The sequence below is a fragment of the Paenibacillus cineris genome, from assembly GCF_018333335.1.
In the GTDB taxonomy this organism is placed as follows: domain Bacteria; phylum Bacillota; class Bacilli; order Paenibacillales; family Paenibacillaceae; genus Paenibacillus_AQ; species Paenibacillus_AQ favisporus.
Genome location: NZ_BORU01000001.1, coordinates 2,800,751 through 2,818,767, shown reverse-complemented (window position 1 = coordinate 2,818,767; position 18,017 = coordinate 2,800,751). Strand labels below are relative to the sequence as shown.

The 18,017-nt window shown below is 53.5% G+C and carries 16 protein-coding genes; 3 read left to right on the top strand and 13 right to left on the bottom strand.

What is annotated here, in order from left to right; all coding sequences use genetic code 11:
• Positions 1-125 precede the first annotated feature (125 nt).
• The 7 genes from KI379_RS13130 to nirB form a co-directional block, all read right to left on the bottom strand.
• Positions 126-1,148 (bottom strand): LacI family DNA-binding transcriptional regulator, encoded by a 1,023-nt coding sequence (locus KI379_RS13130; protein WP_212983822.1) that lies wholly within the window; start codon positions 1,146-1,148, stop codon positions 126-128.
• Between the two features lie 260 nt (positions 1,149-1,408).
• On the bottom strand, positions 1,409-1,723 hold the full coding sequence (locus KI379_RS13125) for a DMT family transporter (protein WP_212983821.1): 315 nt from the start codon (positions 1,721-1,723) through the stop codon (positions 1,409-1,411).
• Positions 1,723-2,103 (bottom strand): DMT family transporter, encoded by a 381-nt coding sequence (locus KI379_RS13120; protein ID WP_212983820.1) that lies wholly within the window; start codon positions 2,101-2,103, stop codon positions 1,723-1,725. Before KI379_RS13120 ends, KI379_RS13125 begins: the two co-directional genes overlap by 1 nt.
• A complete protein-coding gene (locus KI379_RS13115; protein ID WP_244879371.1) occupies positions 2,096-2,911 on the bottom strand; it encodes a MerR family transcriptional regulator in 816 nt (271 codons plus the stop codon). Before KI379_RS13115 ends, KI379_RS13120 begins: the two co-directional genes overlap by 8 nt.
• Positions 2,912-3,078: 167 nt before the next feature.
• On the bottom strand, positions 3,079-3,933 hold the full coding sequence (locus KI379_RS13110) for an NAD-dependent epimerase/dehydratase family protein (protein WP_089547362.1): 855 nt from the start codon (positions 3,931-3,933) through the stop codon (positions 3,079-3,081).
• A gap of 151 nt (positions 3,934-4,084) precedes the next feature.
• The gene (gene nasC / locus KI379_RS13105) at positions 4,085-6,202 is read right to left on the bottom strand and encodes an assimilatory nitrate reductase catalytic subunit NasC (protein WP_244879278.1); all 2,118 of its coding nucleotides are present in this window, start codon (positions 6,200-6,202) and stop codon (positions 4,085-4,087) included.
• Complete coding sequence (nirB, locus tag KI379_RS13100; protein WP_212983818.1) at positions 6,199-8,325, bottom strand: nitrite reductase large subunit NirB; 2,127 nt, start codon at positions 8,323-8,325, stop codon at positions 6,199-6,201. The genes nasC and nirB overlap by 4 nt, the downstream gene beginning before the upstream one ends.
• Positions 8,326-8,734: 409 nt before the next feature.
• Here nirB and KI379_RS13095 point away from each other — a divergent pair, with 409 nt between their 5' ends.
• Positions 8,735-9,979 carry a nitrate/nitrite transporter gene (locus tag KI379_RS13095; protein ID WP_212983817.1) on the top strand — a complete coding sequence of 415 codons (1,245 nt, stop codon included), beginning with the start codon at positions 8,735-8,737 and terminating at the stop codon, positions 9,977-9,979.
• Between the two features lie 217 nt (positions 9,980-10,196).
• Here the strand turns inward: KI379_RS13095 and KI379_RS13090 are convergent, their stop codons facing one another.
• Positions 10,197-10,730 (bottom strand): dihydrofolate reductase family protein, encoded by a 534-nt coding sequence (locus KI379_RS13090; RefSeq protein WP_212983816.1) that lies wholly within the window; start codon positions 10,728-10,730, stop codon positions 10,197-10,199.
• Positions 10,731-10,803: 73 nt separating this feature from the next.
• On the opposite strand from KI379_RS13090, the gene KI379_RS13085 reads away from it, so the two are divergent.
• Positions 10,804-11,709, top strand: coding sequence for a helix-turn-helix transcriptional regulator (locus KI379_RS13085; RefSeq protein ID WP_212983815.1), 906 nt, complete (start codon positions 10,804-10,806; stop codon positions 11,707-11,709).
• A 32-nt stretch (positions 11,710-11,741) separates the two neighbouring features.
• Here KI379_RS13085 and KI379_RS13080 read toward each other — a convergent pair whose 3' ends face one another.
• The 5 genes from KI379_RS13080 to KI379_RS13060 all read right to left on the bottom strand — a co-directional run bounded on the left by KI379_RS13080 (position 11,742) and on the right by KI379_RS13060 (position 16,199).
• Positions 11,742-12,536: a GNAT family N-acetyltransferase gene (locus tag KI379_RS13080; RefSeq protein WP_212983814.1), complete on the bottom strand. Its 795-nt coding sequence runs from the start codon at positions 12,534-12,536 to the stop codon at positions 11,742-11,744.
• Between the two features lie 12 nt (positions 12,537-12,548).
• Positions 12,549-13,046: a helix-hairpin-helix domain-containing protein gene (locus KI379_RS13075; RefSeq protein ID WP_306433670.1), complete on the bottom strand. Its 498-nt coding sequence runs from the start codon at positions 13,044-13,046 to the stop codon at positions 12,549-12,551.
• Positions 13,047-13,233: 187 nt separating this feature from the next.
• Positions 13,234-14,649 (bottom strand): DHA2 family efflux MFS transporter permease subunit, encoded by a 1,416-nt coding sequence (locus KI379_RS13070; RefSeq protein ID WP_212984715.1) that lies wholly within the window; start codon positions 14,647-14,649, stop codon positions 13,234-13,236.
• A gap of 133 nt (positions 14,650-14,782) precedes the next feature.
• Positions 14,783-15,397 carry a TetR/AcrR family transcriptional regulator gene (locus tag KI379_RS13065; RefSeq protein ID WP_089547356.1) on the bottom strand — a complete coding sequence of 205 codons (615 nt, stop codon included), beginning with the start codon at positions 15,395-15,397 and terminating at the stop codon, positions 14,783-14,785.
• Between the two features lie 178 nt (positions 15,398-15,575).
• Entirely contained in the window at positions 15,576-16,199 is a 624-nt protein-coding gene (locus KI379_RS13060; protein WP_212983812.1) for an FMN-dependent NADH-azoreductase, read from the bottom strand.
• A gap of 445 nt (positions 16,200-16,644) precedes the next feature.
• On the opposite strand from KI379_RS13060, the gene KI379_RS13055 reads away from it, so the two are divergent.
• The gene (locus KI379_RS13055) at positions 16,645-18,000 is read left to right on the top strand and encodes a lytic polysaccharide monooxygenase (protein WP_212983811.1); all 1,356 of its coding nucleotides are present in this window, start codon (positions 16,645-16,647) and stop codon (positions 17,998-18,000) included.
• The last annotated feature ends 17 nt before the right edge of the window (positions 18,001-18,017 follow it).

Here is an 18,017-nt window from a genome sequence, read left to right as displayed (position 1 = left end):
TGATAAATTTTCAGCGGAGCTGAACGATTCTATAATCGCAAGAAAAACTTCCACTGGACGCGGTCTGTCTTCTTTGAAAGTACGTCGATAGACGTTTTTCTTATAAATAGCAATGTGTTAACGGTTTAATGGGTGTATGCGCAGGAACCGCGCTCCACCAGTTCGGACGGAAGGAGTATCCGCTTAACCCCGGCTGCGCCGGCAGTCACCTGCTCGATCAGCAGGCGGGCGGCTTCCATGCCGATTGTTCTTGCATCCAGCCTCATCCCGGTTAACGGCGGATGCATTGCGGGCGGTAAATGCTCGCCGCCGCTGAAAGCGATAACCGAAAGATCTCCGGGAATGACAAGTCCAAGCTCTTCCGCCGCTTGATAAATGCCCATAGCCATCGATTCGTTGTCCGCCAGGACGGCGGAAATGCCAGCGTGTTCGCGAAGCATCTGCAGGGTCGTCTCGTATCCGAAGCAGATCGAGGTTCCATCGTCATCCGGCTTGTTCAGGATCAGTCCTGCCAGCGGATCTACACCGGATTCGCGGTGGGCCAAATAATAACCCAACTCCCGATCCTCAGCCACGGTCCGGTCCTTCGCCGAGTTGAGAAACAAAATCCGCCGGTGCCCTTGCGATAGAAGAAGCCTGACCGCTTTGGCGGCCGCCGCGATATTGTCGTTATCGACGGAGCATACCTGTCCGGCCCGTTCACCCGACGGGCGTCCCACCACAACGACGGGGACGTGTCGCTTCAGCCGGTCTTCAATTCGGGGATCGTCATGAATCGGGTCGAGCAAAATTTCTCCGTCCACCGGATCTGAAGCGATTAGCTCCACCTGCTTCAGCAGAGAAGGCTGCAAAATGTTGATCAATATCCGGTAGCCATGTTCATAACAAACCTCCATCATGCCGTCGAGCAGGTCGTGCTGAAACGCGTCCAGCGGCATTTTCTCGCTGCGCATGTTCAGCCCGATAATGTTGGTTTTCCGGTTTACGAGGCTCCTTGCCCAGTAATTCGGCCTGTAGTTCAATTCCTCCGCCGCCTTAAGCACACGCTGCGTGACCTCTTTGCTGATGGGACGTTTCTTGCTGAACACGCTGGATACTGTACCTTTCGAAACCCCCGCAGCTTTTGCTACATCAGCAATCGTAACCACGTTCGCCTGATCCTCTCCTTCATGTCTTGGCTTGGAATTTGTCTCAAGTACAAGTCCTACATTAAACCGGTTTTGTTAAAAACGTTCCATGTTCATGAAATATGTATGTAAAACCTGAACATTCGATGATCAATTCCGGCATTAAACCGTTTTTTCTTGTCCATCGGTTTGGCACAACCCTTACGGTACATCGGATTTCAGCACAAAAAACCCCGTATAGCGGGGTTTTGCATCGTTGCCTTATTCAGATAGGGTGCGGTTTACTCAACAAGCCGAAGCCCGATGACACAGCCGATGACGCCCATGATGCAAAACAGGCGAACCGGCGTTTTCGATTCCTTGAAAAACATCATGCCCACAACGGCCGCTCCAACCGAACCGATCCCCGTCCAGATTGCATAAGCCGTCGCCAGAGGGATCGACTCGATCGCTCTGACCAGCAATGAAAAGCTCGCGATGAAACCGCCGATAAGAATGAGGTTATTGGTCCAGTTATTTTGTTCCGATACCCTTTTGATTCCGATCACGCCGACGATTTCAAGCAATCCGGCAGCAATAAGCAGCACCCAAGCCATTAGCTGTGTTCCTCCCCGCTGGTAAGTTTTAAACCGATGATAAACAGCAATAAGAGCAAAATAATGCCGACTTTCAGTAGGCCAATACCACCGGAATAAACAGCTTCCACAACGACGGTTCCGATCGTGCCGATTCCGGCAAAAACGGCGTAGGTTGTCCCGACCGGCAGAACCTTCGCTGCACGGATGACCAGCTCAAAGCTTGTCAGCAGGGCAATCAGCACGATAATGGAGGGAATCTCCACATATTTGAAGCCTGAAGCCCAGACGATTTCGAGGATTCCTCCGATCGCCACATAAGCCCACGCCTGGTTTTTGCTTAACGGTTTGCGCGGTTTCACGGGTTTCGCTGGCGTCGCGGTTTTTGCTTGCTCATTCATTTCGATCCCTTCCTTTCGTCTTATCCGTTTGCTGTTCTTGCTCGTGCCGCAAATACTCGTCGACGATGCGGTCGATGTAGTTTACCGTATCTTCATCCAGTCCGAGGACCTTTTCGCTTTCACCGGCTTCGGGACGAATCCACTTCCAATACTTCTCCAGCACGTCTTCCCTGCCATCAAACCACCCTTCGCCAATGGTCAGCAGCCGCTGTGCCAACTGTCTGGATGCCGGTGAATCCGGCGGCTCCTCGAGGTGGCGATGAATGTCCCGCAGCAGGCCGATCCATTCATCCGACCGCGGATCATCCTCATCCATCTTCGGCAGCTTCTCGATAATCGGGAGCTCATCGGGAGCAAACTGCCGAACCCTGTTGTTCCGCTGGACGGATTTTGCCGCCGAGTCGGCTTCTCTTGAATGGAGCATCTGGATGAACAGGACCAGTTCTTCCACGGGTACGTCACCACGCAGCTCGATCGTGCGCAGCGTCGTCAGCAGCCGGCGCTCGAGCAGCTCGAGGCGATGCTTTTCATCCTGGAGCAAATCAAGCTGCACCCGAATTGCGTGTGTCCATTTTTCAGCGTGAGACTCCCCGGCTTCCGTCTCTAAGACGTTTCGGATTTGTCCCAGTGTAAACCCAAGCTGCTTCAAAGTCGTAATGTGATGCAGCTTCATGATGTCGTCTTCGTTGTAGTACCGATATCCGGCATCTGATATGAAAGAGGGGGTCAGGATACCCATTTCATCGTAATAGCGCAGCGTGCGGATGGAGATACCGGCCTCCTTGGCCAACTGTCCAATTTTATACATCAACTTAAGCACCTCCCATACCCATACTAAACTCTCACGTATAGGTGAGAGTCAAGCACAAATACCGCTGGTTTCCCCAACAAAAAAAAGCACCCCTTGTAGAGCATTAGAACAGCCCAGGGCTGTCCGATGTCTCTCAAGCGGTGCATTCGTTTATTTCGTCAGCTTTAATGATTCCCTCCGAAACCGGTACGCCACGAGGGGTACAGCGGTTTCCATCCCAGTCCGCGGGCTTTGGCATTTGCCGCACCACGTTCCCAAGGCTGCCCCTCACCTGCAGCTGTGTGCCGCAGGGAAACACCGACCGACTCTGCAAAAATCGGGAGCCAATCGGTGCCCCGAGCCGGCTCGTCATCTACAATATTATAAGCACCGGACGGCCAATCCAGCGCTTGGCATGCGGCATGGGCGGCGTCCTCCACATGTACGAATGAGGAAACTCCTTCATTGGCAGACATTCGTCCCTCACGCACCTCTTCGGCCATATACCCACCGCTTGTATACCATGTTCCGGGACCATAAAACAACCCGTAGCGAAGAATGACATGCTCTGGAATTTCCGCTGCGGTCTCCTCAAGTGCAGCAACGGCATCCACGCTGCGTTTACGGGAAGGATCCGCAGATTCGACATCCAGAGGTACATTTTCTGTCGCCGGACCATTCCCCGGCTGATAAGCCCACGCAATGCTCTGGACAATGATTCGTTTCACGCCGGCTTCACGGGCGGCATCGACCAAATGACGGGTTCCTTCCACCCGAATGCGGGAGTTTTCCGCGAAAACCCGGCTGCCGAGGGATGTCAGCTGGTGGATGACAACTTCCGGCCTTGCTTCGCGGACTGCTGCAAAAGTAGCATCCCGGTCAAATGCATCCGCGACAAGGGCTTTAGCTCCCAATGATTCAATGACTTGTATGTTTTCCGGCCGATGAGTCGTACCTGTCACTGTATGGCCGGCCTGGACCAGCCGCGGCACCAGCAAACGGCCAACCGCTCCGGAAGCGCCTGCGATCAAAATATTCATGTGCCCTCTCCCCTTTCATGCATCGTAAATTCCATGACACGGCTATTGTAGCATGAGTCATTGGCGGGAATAAGGGCCAATCCACAGCGATTTGGAGCAGACCAATTTGTTGATAAACCTAATGTTGAACTCAGATATGCGTATATTTTTTCTAAATAATCTCCCCTTCATCTTCTGACCATTCTTCGGCAAGAGGCCGAACCCGGACGGCGCTGACTTTAAAATCAGGCATTTTGCAGTATGGATCAAGCTCCGGATTGGTGGCCAAATTCACGTTCTGGGCGTCTCCCCAATGCATCGGAATAAATACGGTATCCTTACGAATTTTGTCAGAATACCGGCTGCGTACGGTAACCGTCCCCCGTTTGGAACTGACGCGTACGAGCGCTCCGTCTTCAATCCGGTGCTTACGCGCGGTCAGCGGGTGAATCTCCATGAAGCTCTCCACGAACTTTGCGGCGAGCACCGGGCTGCGCCGGGTTTGAACGCCCGTCAAATAATGTGGAAGCACCCTGCCGTTGGTCATGATGAGCGGATATTCGCCGTTCGTTTCCTCGCCCTGTGAAGCAACAGGTACTGTTTGAAACCGGGCAAGTCCGTCTGCGTGAGCGAAGGAGTGTTCGAACAGCCGCCCTGTCCCCGGGTGGTCGGTTGACGGGCACGGCCAGTAAATGCCTTCTTCCCGCCGCAGGCGTTCGTAAGTGATCCCGAAGTAGTCGGCAATCCCGCCCTGACTGGCTTTCCTCAGCTCATTAAAAATTTCTTCTGCATCCTTAAACGGAAAATAAGCCCCTCTGCCGAGCTTTTCCGCAACCGAGCACAAGATCTGCCAATCATGGCGCGTCTCGCCCGGCGCCGGTCTGGCTGCTTCCCTCAGCAGCACGCGGCCTTCCAGATTCGTCAGTGTCCCTTCGTTTTCCATATAGGAAGTGACCGGCAGGACAACGTCCGCGTATTTTGCCGTTTCGGACAGAAACATATCGGCGACGACCAGAAAATCGAGCTTCCGGATGCCCTCCTCCACCAGCGAAGCATGGGGATTGGAAACAACCGGATTCGAGCCCATGACGAATAACGCTTTGATCTGTTCCTGGTATACGAGCTCCATCATTTCATAGGCGGATACCCCTTTTCCAGGGAGCTCTTCGGGCGGAATTCCCCAAACCTTTGCCACGAATGCGCGGTCGTTTTCATTTTCGATCGAACGGTAGCCGGGCAGCTGATCCGCCTTCTGTCCATGCTCTCTGCCACCCTGTCCATTCCCCTGGCCCGTAACGGCACCGTAGCCGCAGCCTTCCCTGCCGATTTTACCGGTGGCCAGAACCATATTCAGAAAATTCCGGACCGCCATATGGCCATCGGCATGCTGCTCCACGCCGCGCGCAGTAAACACCATGCCGGTGCCCGCTTTGGCGTAAGTCACAGCAGCGGTTCTTATCTGCTCAACGCTTACACCTGTTAACTCGGCAATCCCTTCCAAATCGATTCGGAGCAAATCAGCCTTGAGCTGGTCAAAATCCTTTGTGCGGCTCTGAATAAATGCCGAGTCGATCAAATTTTCGTCCAAGATAACCTTCAGCATACCGCTCACCAAAGCGCTGTCGGTTCCCGGCTTCACCTGGAGATGAAGATCCGCCAGCTCCGCTGTCGCGGTTGCCCGGGGATCAATGACGATGATGAATGCCCCATTCTCTTTTGCCCGGATAAAATAAGGCATGAGGGTCGGCTGGCACTCCGCGATGTTCGTGCCGGCGAGAATAATGCATTCGGCCAGCGGGATTTCCGACAGCTGATTGGTCAGCCCCCGGTCGATCCCGAACGTCTTCACCCCGGCCGATGCCGCAGCCGACATGCAAAATCTTCCATTATAGTCGATATACCGGCTTCGGAGGGCCACTCTCGCAAATTTGCCGAGTGCATACGCCGTTTCGTTCGTCAATGAACCGCCGCCATATACACCGACAGCATCGCGGCCGTACGCCTCCTGAATGGCCGAGAACCGCGCTGCGACGATGTCCAATGCCTCTTCCCAAGAGGCGCGGACCAATTCTCCGTTTTTCCGCACCAGCGGATACAGGAGGCGATCCCGGCTTGAAGCATGCTGGTGTGCGTTCATCCCTTTCACGCACAGCCGCCCCTCGGATGCGGCATTGGGGACTCCCGTCGCCTGAAATCCCGATCGCTGCCTGGCCTCCCCGGGTGTAATCTCTACGGTCATTTTGCACTGCACGCTGCAAAAAGGGCACTGCGTATTCATCGTCAGCGTCATATGCCCACCGTCCTTTCTTCGGATTGAGTATCAAGGTGTGTATTGATCCCCACCGATCGAGCCATGTCCATCGTTTCGAGCAGCGATTCGCGCTCATCGGGATCGAGCAGCTTTTCCCGTAAACGCTGAAGCCCGTACCGTTCCAACCACTCCCACACAGGCTCCCGATAATAGGCGGAATCCCGATACAGCGCAAGGCAGCCGAGAGCCATGTCGATGATGTCCCCGGCATCGGGCAGGACACCAATCAGTTGACCCGGCTTGACCGGATGCTCCATATGTCCGCCGGCGTACAATTCCCATCCGGCCGGGGATGCACCGATACCGAGATCATGTACAAGGACACCCGCCGGGTCGCGCGGACCCGCAGACACCGCGATGCGTATCCGTGCCGGCATGAACCACCCCATGCTTCTTCGCTCCAGTTCGAGTGCGATCCGCCCGGCCTCCGTATGCGGAATTCCTGGTGAGACGACCAGGCTTGCCGACACCCGGATCATAGGCCCTCCGTCGCCGGCCGATCGATGGATGCCGAGATAATAAGCGGCGGCCGATCGGCATACCGGGCAGCCTTCCGGGCGCTTCCAGCCCAGACGCAGCATGGCTGCTTGGACGCTTGCATCGCTGCCCGGGTACAGCGCGGCCCGGACCGCTGCACGGTCCATGTCCGTGCAGCCGCAGATCGGCACCGGAGCAGCGGCCGGAGCCGGCTTCTTCCCTCCCGAGGACTTCGCCAGCTCCAGGATCGCGGCCACCATCGGCTTGCAGCCTCCGCAGGAACCGGACGCCTTGGTCCGCTCCCGGATCTGGTCCACGGTTTGTGCCCCATCCAGACCGGCGGCTTCCATAATGGCAGCTTTTGTGACACTGTTGCAATTGCAAACCGTATCTTGATCCCCCATAGCTTCGGCCGTTTTGGCCAATGAAGAATTCCCCCCGGCAGGCAGCGCCTTCAAGGCGGACACCGGCGCCCGCCGCTTTAAATAGCCCAACAGCTCCGTCCCTTCCGAGGTGTCGCCAAAGAGCACAGCTCCGGCAATCCTGCCGTTTTTCATCGTCACCTTCTTATAGGTCCCTTTCACGCCGTCGTAGTGCTGCAGCGCCGTTTCGCAATCTCCACCCTGGATCAGCCCGGCGGAAAATACCTCCACGCCTGACACCTTAAGCTGTGCATAAGGTACTGAGCCTGGATAGGGCTCCGTGTGCCGTCCGCATAAATGCATGGCGAGTACGCGGGCCTGCTCATATAACGGGGCTACCAGGCCGTAGACAATGCCGCGGTGCTCCGCGCATTCCCCGACAGCATATATATGGTCGGCACTCGTCTGCATATAATCATCCACGACAATCGCCCGGTTTGTGCGAATGCCGCTGGCTTCCGCTACGGAAATGTTCGGACGGATGCCCACTGCCAGAACGATCAAGTCAGCCCCAAGCCGGCTGCCGTCAGAGAACTGAAGGCCTTCCGCACGCTTTCTGCCGAGAATACGCTCTGTACGTTTTTCAACCAAAAAGCGCATCCCCTGCTGGGTCAGCTCCCGCTTCAGCATCTCCGCTGCGGAGGCATCCAGCTGCCGGTTCATCAGATACGAAGCGTTATGAATGACATCGACCTCCATGCCGAGGTTTAGCAGTCCCCTTGCCGCTTCCAATCCGAGCAGTCCTCCGCCGATTACGGCTGCATGCTTATACGTTCGGGAAGCTTCCATCATCCGCTCACAATCCGCGATATTCCGGAAAGCCGTCACTCCCGGCTTATGAATGCCTGGAATTTTGGGCATAAAGGCCGAGGAGCCGGTCGCAATAATCAGCCGGTCATAAGGCTCCACACGCCCGGATTCCGTGTAAATCAGCTGCAGGTCGGGATCGGCGCGAAGTACAGTTTCTCCGGTATACAGGGATATCCCCCGTTCTGTATACCAATCCCAATCATGAATCGTTATATCATCTACATTTGTTCCGCCTTGGAGCACTTTCGACAGCATGATCCGGTTGTAATTGGGATGGGGCTCATTTCCGAACACGGTGATCTCATACCGGTCGGGCGCAAAATCGCATATATGCTCCACGCATCTCATTCCTGCCATCCCGTTGCCGACCACGACAAGCCTGGGCTTCCCCATTGCAGTCACCTCCGCTAAAAAACTGTGTAGGCCAGGCCTAAAAATGAAAAAACCCGTCCCTTGGAGATCAAGAGAACGGGCGTCATTGCCAGTTAGTCAACAGGTACACCGTTGTACCGGATAATGGATTTGAACTGAGCATAATCGAAAACCAAGTTAATGTCAACATATATTACACAACATTCTAATATTCACCAATAACACAATGAATCATGTCCAATAACAATATTTATGTATAGTTTATTGACACGCATTTTACATTGCACTATAATTCATTTCGAAATCACAAAGACGTGATCTTTCATCTGGGAAGAATACTTCCCATGGCAATGAGGCCGCTGGTTGTCCGCTTATGGGCAATCTGCGGCTTTTTGTTTTATATGCGATAAAAGATATGGAGGAGATGGAGATGAAAGAAGGCACGACGTTTTGGAAAAGTGGGCATAAACCGTCTTTATTCAGCGCATTTTTCTATTTTGACATCAGCTTTATGATTTGGGTGCTCCTCGGACCGCTGAGCGTCATTATGATGGAGGACTATCCGATGACCGCGTCCCAAAAAGCGAACCTGGTCGCGCTGCCAGTGCTGGGTGGTTCGGTATTAAGGCTGGTCCTCGGTTTCCTGACCGATTATATCGGGCCGAAGCGCACAGGACAGCTCGGAATGCTGCTGACGATGGTGCCGCTGATCTGGGGCTGGCGGTTCGTGGACTCGCTCGGCGAGCTGCACGTCATCGCCCTGCTGCTCGGCATTGCCGGGGCTTCGTTCTCGGCTGCGCTTCCGCTCGCCAGCCGCTGGTACCCGCCGCAGTATCAAGGCCTGGCGATGGGCATCGCCGGAGCCGGGAACAGCGGCACAGTGCTGAGCACGCTGTTCGCGAACCGGCTGGCACAGCATTTTGGCGGATGGGAAGCCGTATTCGGCATCGCCTTGATCCCGATCGTCATCGTGTTTATATTCTTCAGCATCTTTGCCAAAGACAGCCCGAACCAGCCTGCCCCCAAAAAATTGTCCGAGTACGGCTCAGTGTTAAAGCAAAAGGATACCTGGCTATTTTGCTGGCTGTACTGTGTTACGTTCGGCGGCTTTGTCGGTCTGACCAATTACCTGACGATCTTTTTTCATACGCAATATCATCTTTCGGCTGTGCATGCCGCTGATTTCACGACCGTATGCGTCATTGCCGGCAGCCTCTTCCGTCCGGTGGGCGGATATTTGTCCGATCGGATCGGGGGCGTCCGCATGCTGCTCATCCTGTATACCGGGGCAGCCATCATGCTCGCCTGCGTCTCCTCGCTGCCGCCGCTGTACGTGATCTCCATCCTTCTTTTTGCCGGTATGATGTGCCTGGGTGCCGGCAACGGCTCGGTCTTCCAGCTTGTGCCCCAGCGTTTTCGTAATGAGATCGGCATCGTTACAGGCATCGTCGGCGCTGCCGGCGGGTTCGGCGGTTATCTGCTGCCGCTTGTGCTCGGCGGATTGTACGAGTCTACCGGGTCGTACACGCCCGGGTTTCTGATTCTGAGCGGTGTGGCCATAGCCAGTGTACTGGTAGTCTTGGCGGCGAAAGGCCAATGGAAGAAAACTTGGTTTGCTGCGTCTTCCGCAAAGAAGCTAATAACGGATCCGGTGAATGCCGAATTCAAATCGTAATTCAAGATCGCTGGCGTATAACCAAGCGTCTTCGTGTATTGTGTAGTGTTACGCCCCCGGCTAATCGTTTGGTCTGGGGGCGTTTTTTTCTGTAGCGGTCATCTAGAGGAGTTAGTCCTTTAACTCAATTCATTACCACAGCTTCTCCTATACTGCAGCTTGCCCGATAGGCAGACACATCCAACCGAGCCGGCAGCTGGTTAGTTTATGTCAGCTATCATCTTTTCAACACTTCGTACGCCAGAGATACCATCTGCCCCATCGGTTCGGCTGTGACCAGCTTCAGCCGGGTGAAATCCGTTCCTTCCGGAAACAGCGGGATGCCCTCGCCGAGAATTTTAGGAATGACCGTCATCTCAATTCGATCCAGCAGTCCTTTTTCCAGGAAAGCCTTGGTCAACTGCCCGCCTCCAACCAGCCATACGTCCCCTTTTGCCTCTGCTTTGACCTTCGGGACCAGAGAAGCCAAATCCTCGGCCGTAAACATCACATCGGGGGAAGAAGGCTGCTCCGAGCGGGTCACCACATAGCAAGGTTTCCCCTTGTACGGAAATTGTTCCGACAGCTTAAGCACTTCGTCGTAAGTACGCCTTCCCATCATCAGTGCGCCGATGCGCCCGTAAAACTTCGCATATCCGTTGTCTCCGCCATCGCCTTCAACGTCAAACAGCCAGTCCACCGATCCGTCCGATCGCGCAATATATCCGTCCAGACTAACCGCGAGATACAGCACTACTTTCGAGCTTTCCATGTTTTTATCGCTCCCTTCTATTCATATGTTACAATGTAACTACGACATATATTGACGTAATTAGGAGGATATCATGAATGAGCGGAGATTAGCGATGATGCGGATTATTGACTCACGGAAGAAGTTTACGGCTCGCGAATTGGCCGAGCGTTTTAACGTCTCGGTCCGGACCATCCAGCGCGACCTGGATTACCTGCAGCAAATCGGTTTTCCGCTGTACAGCGAACAAGGGGCTCACGGCGGATACCGCGCGCTGGAGAACCGAATTCTGCCGCCGCTGCAGCTGACCCGAACCGAGGCGCTCGGTTTGTTTCTGATGCTCGAAATGCTGGAGAAGGTGCCCGACTTCCCTTTTGACGCGATCCGCTCCCACTTGGCCGTGCAATATTACGGGTCCCTGCCTTCCGACGTACAGACAAACATCGATCAGATGCGCAGCCATATTTCTTTCCGAATGATGCAGCTGCATGAGCCTGCACCTTGGACGACGGAAATTTTAGAAGCTTCGATCGCCAAACAGGAAATCCGGATCGCGTATAAGTCTGCCAAAGGCGATAAGGAGCACAACGTGTACCCCTTTGGCATTTATTTTGAGAATGGCTATTGGTATATGCCTGCGCGAAACCCGGAGAAGACGCTCCTTTTTCGCGTGGACCGGATCCAACATGTGGAAAAAACCGGTGCGATCGATCCGGAAGTGCCGTCCCTGGCGGAGTGGATGCAGTCAACCGATGATCGGGACAAAGCTGAGGTAGTGCTGCGGTTTACCCCTTTTGGTATGCGGCTTGCCAAAGACGACCCGATTTTGCATACAGCTGCGGACGGACAGTGGAGCGGCCCGGTTCCGCTTGAGGAGTTCCCGTTTACAGCCCGGAGGCTGCTCCGATTTGGCCCGGATGTGCAGGTTGTATCGCCGCCCCGGCTGAGGGATTTGGTGCTCCAGCTGCTGCAAGACAGCATAAACCAGTACAAAGAGTAGGCAAAAAAAACACTCCCCGCAGGGAGTGTTTTTTACTGGTCTCTGACCCAAAAGGAATTGGTATACACATGCCTAAACCCTTGGACCAGCATATGGTTATGACTTGAAGAGCCGAACACCACATCCGTGTACACCGTCGACAGGCCAATCCGCTTGGCCTCCGACAACCGATGGCGGATCAGCGCCGTCTGGCATCCCCTGCCTCTAAACGCGGGCAAGGTATAATCGTTGGCCAAATAGCCTTTCCCCGTATGGATAAACATCGATCCGATCCCGGCCAGCTGTCCATCCGAATAGGCGAGGTAATTCCGAAAAACAGGGAGGGTAAAGTACCGTTTTTTTCTCGCCAAAATATCAGCTGAAACGCCTCCCATCAGCTCACTGACGGCCTCCAGCAAAACGTCGACATTGCCTTCGCCCACCGGTTCAATGGTCATATCCGGATGCACTGTTGCAGCCTCCACCGGCTCTGCCTCCAAAAATGCCAGCTGATCTGTGGGCAGAAATCCTTTGCGGTGCAAAGCCACCGCAACCTGCTCGTTCAGCCGAGTTGGTGCCATATCAAAACAAGGACGGGCATTTCTTTGCTCGTATTCGCTGACGATTTGGTCCAAATGCTCCAGATCCGCGATTCCGAATCCTTTCACCCGATTGTAATAGAGCGAATCCGGACCGGTAGTTTCGATTAGCAGACGGGCACTGCCGATTCGAATTTCTTCCAGACGTTTGTCTTGCGAGGAAAGCGCCCGCCCTGCGTTAAACCGGGTCAGTTCCAGCTCTATTTCCTCGATATCGTTTACTTTCTGATGTACCTTTTGCTGAATCAAACCTATTCCCCCTTACTTGTTCCGGGCTGCCTCATTCCCCCGGTGCTCGTACCAGGCTGCTGCTGGCCTTGTTGCCGGATATCCGAATTGCTCCCGGTATTTTTTTCTTTCTTCGGTAAAATCAGGCCATTCCCGCTCACTGCCCGGATGGTTGGCATGATGCACCAGACAGCGAAGAGCATCCTCCAGGCAAGGATCCTCCCAGTATCCGAGGTGCACCTCCATCCTGTCTATGAAGTCCGCACCGTCCAGGTCTTTAATCTCATCCAGCGAGTAGTATCCCATGCCAACCACCCTTGCGGCCACTTTCGGGCCAATCGAGGGCACGGATTGAAACATGGCCAGCCCCTTTAGCATGTTGGCGCGTTCGCGGGTGATTTCCAGCATTTGCGATAACTGTGCGGTATCGAGGGTGGCAATATCGTTCAGTTTCACTTTAAAGGCTCTTAAATGGGCGCGTTCCTCGGGGGTCAGCGGGAGCTTGGGCGGTGTTTGCTTCAAGTGTATCACCTCATGAATGGACTATCGATTCAGGCAGATCTGTCAATGAACGTCGATTGGACCTCCACTGGAACCCCATTATATACCAGGAAGCTTGGGGCGACAATTTTTCTGACGACAGCCCGCTAAAGCTTAGCAATTCCTCAAATATAAACAAAGCCCGGTATCAACCGATACCAGGCTTCGTTCTCTATTGTCATTTCTGATGATTTACGGGTACACGCTTGATGAACAGTGCAATCACAAATCCGATGACTGCGATAATCATTCCGAACATAAACGCATTTGAAACTCCTGAAGTTAATGCGTCAAGCGGATTGCCGCCGGGGTGCGCCTCAGCGTAATGCTCCTGGCCTGCCGACATCACGCTGACGGCAAGTGCAGTGCCAATGGCACCGGCTACCTGCTGCAGCGTGTTCATGATGGCTGTTCCGTCCGGGTAGTATTCACGCGGAAGCTGATTCAGCCCGTTCGTCTGTGCTGGCATCATAACCATCGAAATGCCGATCATCAGGCAGGTATGAAGCACGATCACGAGGAACGCCGCTGACGCGGCCGTAACGCCCGAGAAGAACCACAGGGATGCGGCAGCCACCAGAAATCCGGGGAACACGAGCCATTTCGGTCCGTATTTGTCAAACAGGCGTCCCATAATCGGTGACATGATCCCGTTGATGATTCCACCCGGCAGCATGAGCAGACCGGCATAAAAGGCCGACTTGCCAAAACCACCTTGAAGGAACAGCGGCAGTACCAGCATCGACGACAGAATGATCATCATGCTGATAAAGATCATCACTACGCCAACGGAAAACATCGGGTATTTAAAAGCGCGCAGGTTAATCATCGGCTGCTTCATCGACAGCTGACGCCATCCGAACAGCAAGAGGCCGACCACGCCAATAACCAGCGACAAGATCACTTTGGTGCTCGTCCATCCACCGCTGCCTTCACCGGCGCTGCTGAAGCCAAACACGATGCCGCCGAACCCGATGGTGGACAGCGCGATGGACAGCAGGTCGATCTTTGGTTTGGTGATGCTGGATACATTTTGCATAAACGCAATGCCGAATAACAGAGCCAGAATCAAAAACGGCAGGGACAGCCAGAAAATCCAGTGCCAGCTGAGGTTCTCGATTAACAGACCCGCGATCGTCGGTCCGACCGCCGGCGCAAACATGATGACCAGCCCGATGATTCCCATCGCGCCTCCCCGTTTCTCCGGTGGAAAAATGACCAAAATCGTGTTAAACATCAGCGGGAGCATAATACCGGTTCCGATCGCCTGCACGACGCGGGCCACCATCAGAAATTCAAACGATGGCGCTAGCGCCGCAATCAGGGTCCCGACAATCGAAAAGCTGAGCGCAGTAATAAACAGCTGCCTTGTGGTAAACCACTGCAGCAGCAATCCCGACACCGGGACCAGAATGCCCAGCGTCAGCAGGTATCCGGTTGTCAGCCATTGCGCTGTCGAAGGCGTAATGTGCATGACCTGCATCAAATCACTAAGCGCGATATTCAGCGCCGTTTCACTGAACATGCCGATAAATCCGGCAATGAGCAGTGAAATCATGATCGGTAAAACTTTAAATTTTTTCTCCGTTTGCATTTGAGCTTGCGTATGCTGTACGGCTGCTTCCACAATCCCATCCTCCTGTCATATGTCCAATGTCTCTCTTATCTCTCTTTATATGTCTCTATCTATTTTCTCTGATATTTGTAATCTCTCTATTCATTCGGCCTTATTTTTCTTTCTGTGCTTCATCCGATGTATTTTTGGCCAAAAGGCGGTCCAGCAATATGCCAACATATTTGGATGCAAGGAATATAGGTCCCGTATCCTTGTTCGTCTGGGCGATCAGCAGCGACCCTTCGAGCAATGAAAGAATGACTGTCGCGGCTTCCTGTGAACGGGACAGCTCTACCCCGGCATCCTGCAGCCGTGTGGTCAGGACTCTCTCCCACTCCTGAAGCACGCCTTGACAAGCATCCCTCAGGGAGTTGCTGATGCAGGAGGTTTCTACCGCATTCCAGAAGCTGAGCGGGATAAACCCTTCGAAATTGGTGGCTTTGGCATCGGCCGCAATCACATCGATACAATGCTGAATGGCCTGAGACGGATCGTCGAACCGGTTAAAAGCCTCTTCCCACTTGTCGGATACCGCGCTTTTAATCCGTAAAATGCATTCTTGGGCAAGCTCCTCCTTGCCCTCTGGGAAATAATAATACAGTGATCCTTTTGGGCAATGGCTTTCCTTGATAATTTGGTTTAATCCCGTTCCGTGATAGCCCTGTTTGGCAAAAAGACGCGTTGCTGTTTCCACGATGGATTCACGGGAATTGGGCTTTTCCGTCATCGCGTTTATGACCTCCTTTCAAAATTATAACGAACGGTCTACATATTATAGTCGATGAAATGCGCTTACTGTCAACTCATTTTTTTATGAAAAATGTGGGTGACCTTAACCTTTGCCGAAGAAAATACAAAAAAGCATTCCGACTGCCGGACAGCCGAAATGCTTTCTTTATACTCGTTTAAAACGTTACAGCGTATTTTGCCGTTTGATCCAGTCCCTTTTGAATAATGTCCTTGGCTTCGGCGGGCATCTGGTTATGTCCCTCAATAATGATTTCTTCCGGTGTAATTCCCCATAGCATCAAATTGGATTTCACGAACCGGATCGCGCCTTCAAAAGGAGCCATGTTCTCCGTGGAGTAAATGCCGCCCCGAGCATTCAGCAGAACCACTTTACGCCCCCCGGCTAGACCGACGGGGCCTTCGGGTGTGTATCGGAACATGGTTCCGGCTTGAGCCAAATAGGACAGATACGTAATCAGCGGGGCAGGCGCAGCGTAGTTCCAGAGCGGGAACGCGATGACCACCTTGTCGGAGGCGAGAAATTGATCAATATGAACGCGTACCAAATCGGCGATATTCGTCTCCTCCGGCGTCAATTCCTGTCCCTGGCTGCGCTTGAATAGCGCGGTAAGTGCCGTGTTCCCATAATTCGGCAGGTTCAAGGCGAACAAATCCAGCTCGGTAACCACGTCATCCGGATGGGTGTCCCGGTACGTTTTGACGAACGTTTCATACATTTGAACCGTAACCGATTGCTCTAACGGACGGTCATTCGCTTTGATCATTAACACATTGGACATGTTGTTGTGTGGCCTCCCATTAACAATATAGGTTTCAGAATAATTAGGCACATGAGTTCGGAGATGAATACATTGCGGACTTGACTAGGTTTCCGCATTTCGCAATTTTTTATGAATGGATTCACTCAAACACTACCTAAATCGTTGTTTTTTATTATTGAGGGGGAGGCTTAATTGGTTTATCGTTGTGTTAAATGATACTAATTATTACTAAATATTGATTTTTTATGTATTTTCTTGATTAAAAATCGACATCCATGTTCCGATATAAGCTCGCCTGCCGAGTTTATATAACCAACATTCCGAAAGCTGACCGATAACAAGGTCGGCCCTGGCCAAGCAAGTTGAATGAATATTCTTATAAGGGGGTGGGACGGCCAAAGCGGTATCTGCAGCCAGAATGACACATGTTGTTTTCATATTCGGATTTGAGGAGGAAATTTGAATGACTACGATTCGGTTACGACAGCATGGAGTGCTTAAATGGCTGTTCGCAGGCAGTTTAGCTTTGATCACGCTGCTGTGCACGTTGATGATTGTGGAGCGTGCTTCCGCGCATGGTTATGTCCAGTCCCCCGGCAGCCGCGCTTACTTATGCAAAACGGGTGCCAACACCAATTGCGGCCCGATTGTCTATGAGCCTCAAAGCTTGGAAGCTCCGAAGGGATTTCCTGCCGCAGGCCCGGCAGACGGTAAAATCGCCAGCGCCAACGGAGCTTTTCCAACGCTGGATGAACAATCTCAGACCCGCTGGAGCAAGGTTAACCTCTCTCCAGGCACAAATACCTTCAGCTGGACTCTGACGGCGAGACACGCGACGACCAGCTGGAAATATTACATCACGAAGCAGAACTGGAATCCCAATGCGCCGCTCACAAGAGATTCTTTTGACCTGACGCCATTCTGTTCGGAAAATTATAACGGTGTGCAGCCTGGAGCAACCTATACCAGCACCTGTAATGTCCCCAGCCGCACCGGATATCAGGTGATCCTCGCCGTTTGGGAAATCGCGGACACCGCCAACGCCTTCTACAATGTCATTGATGTGGACTTCGGCGGCGGCAGCGGCACTCCGGATACCACGGCACCCTCGGCGCCTTCCAGCTTGAAGGCATCTGCTATTACGTCAACAGGAGCAACGCTGACCTGGGGGGCTTCGAGCGATAATGTCGGCGTGACAAGCTACAAGGTCTACAACGGAGGCACGCTTGTTGCAACAACGGGAGGTTCTGTCCTCAGTTATCAGGTCACCGGACTTATACCCAATACATCCTATTCGTTTACGGTTCGGGCTGTAGACGCTGTGGGTAACACTTCGGATGCCAGCAGTGCTGTAACATTCACCACATCTGGCACAAATCCACCGGACACCCAGGCACCTTCCGCTCCAACCGGTCTGCAGGTTGACGGTACACCAACTTCGGGAACGGTTACATTGAAATGGGCGGCTTCGACAGATAACGTTGGCGTAACCGGCTACCGGGTCTACAATGGAAGTACGCTGGCAGGCACCGTATCCGGCACCACGCTGACTTACACGGCCAGCGGACTCGCGGCCGACACGTCTTATACATTTACCGTTCGCGCCGTGGATGCGGCGGGAAATGAATCGTCCGCCAGCAATGCGGTAACCGCTAAGACGGCTTCGTCCTCATCCGCAGCGGCATGGGCACCCAATGTTGCCTACACACCAGGCACGCTCGTTACCTATAACGGAGCGACCTATGAATGCCGGCAGGCCCATACCTCGCTGACAGGCTGGGAACCGCCGAACGTTCCGGCGCTCTGGCTGTTGAAATAACGAAAAAACGGCTTTCT

Excerpts from the sequence above, each read along its gene's own strand:
- KI379_RS13125 (WP_212983821.1), bottom strand. The coding sequence starts at position 1,723 with ATGGCTTGGGTGCTGCTTATTGCTGCCGGATTGCTTGAAATCGTCGGC.
- KI379_RS13120 (WP_212983820.1), bottom strand. The coding sequence starts at position 2,103 with ATGAATGAGCAAGCAAAAACCGCGACGCCAGCGAAACCCGTGAAACCG.
- KI379_RS13115 (WP_244879371.1), bottom strand. The coding sequence starts at position 2,911 with ATGTATAAAATTGGACAGTTGGCCAAGGAGGCCGGTATCTCCATCCGC.
- KI379_RS13110 (WP_089547362.1), bottom strand. The coding sequence starts at position 3,933 with ATGAATATTTTGATCGCAGGCGCTTCCGGAGCGGTTGGCCGTTTGCTG.
- nasC (WP_244879278.1), bottom strand. The coding sequence starts at position 6,202 with ATGACGCTGACGATGAATACGCAGTGCCCTTTTTGCAGCGTGCAGTGC.
- nirB (WP_212983818.1), bottom strand. The coding sequence starts at position 8,325 with ATGGGGAAGCCCAGGCTTGTCGTGGTCGGCAACGGGATGGCAGGAATG.
- KI379_RS13095 (WP_212983817.1), top strand. The coding sequence starts at position 8,735 with ATGAAAGAAGGCACGACGTTTTGGAAAAGTGGGCATAAACCGTCTTTA.
- KI379_RS13090 (WP_212983816.1), bottom strand. The coding sequence starts at position 10,730 with ATGGAAAGCTCGAAAGTAGTGCTGTATCTCGCGGTTAGTCTGGACGGA.
- KI379_RS13085 (WP_212983815.1), top strand. The coding sequence starts at position 10,804 with ATGAATGAGCGGAGATTAGCGATGATGCGGATTATTGACTCACGGAAG.
- KI379_RS13070 (WP_212984715.1), bottom strand. The coding sequence starts at position 14,649 with ATGCAAACGGAGAAAAAATTTAAAGTTTTACCGATCATGATTTCACTG.
- KI379_RS13065 (WP_089547356.1), bottom strand. The coding sequence starts at position 15,397 with ATGACGGAAAAGCCCAATTCCCGTGAATCCATCGTGGAAACAGCAACG.
- KI379_RS13060 (WP_212983812.1), bottom strand. The coding sequence starts at position 16,199 with ATGTCCAATGTGTTAATGATCAAAGCGAATGACCGTCCGTTAGAGCAA.
- KI379_RS13055 (WP_212983811.1), top strand. The coding sequence starts at position 16,645 with ATGACTACGATTCGGTTACGACAGCATGGAGTGCTTAAATGGCTGTTC.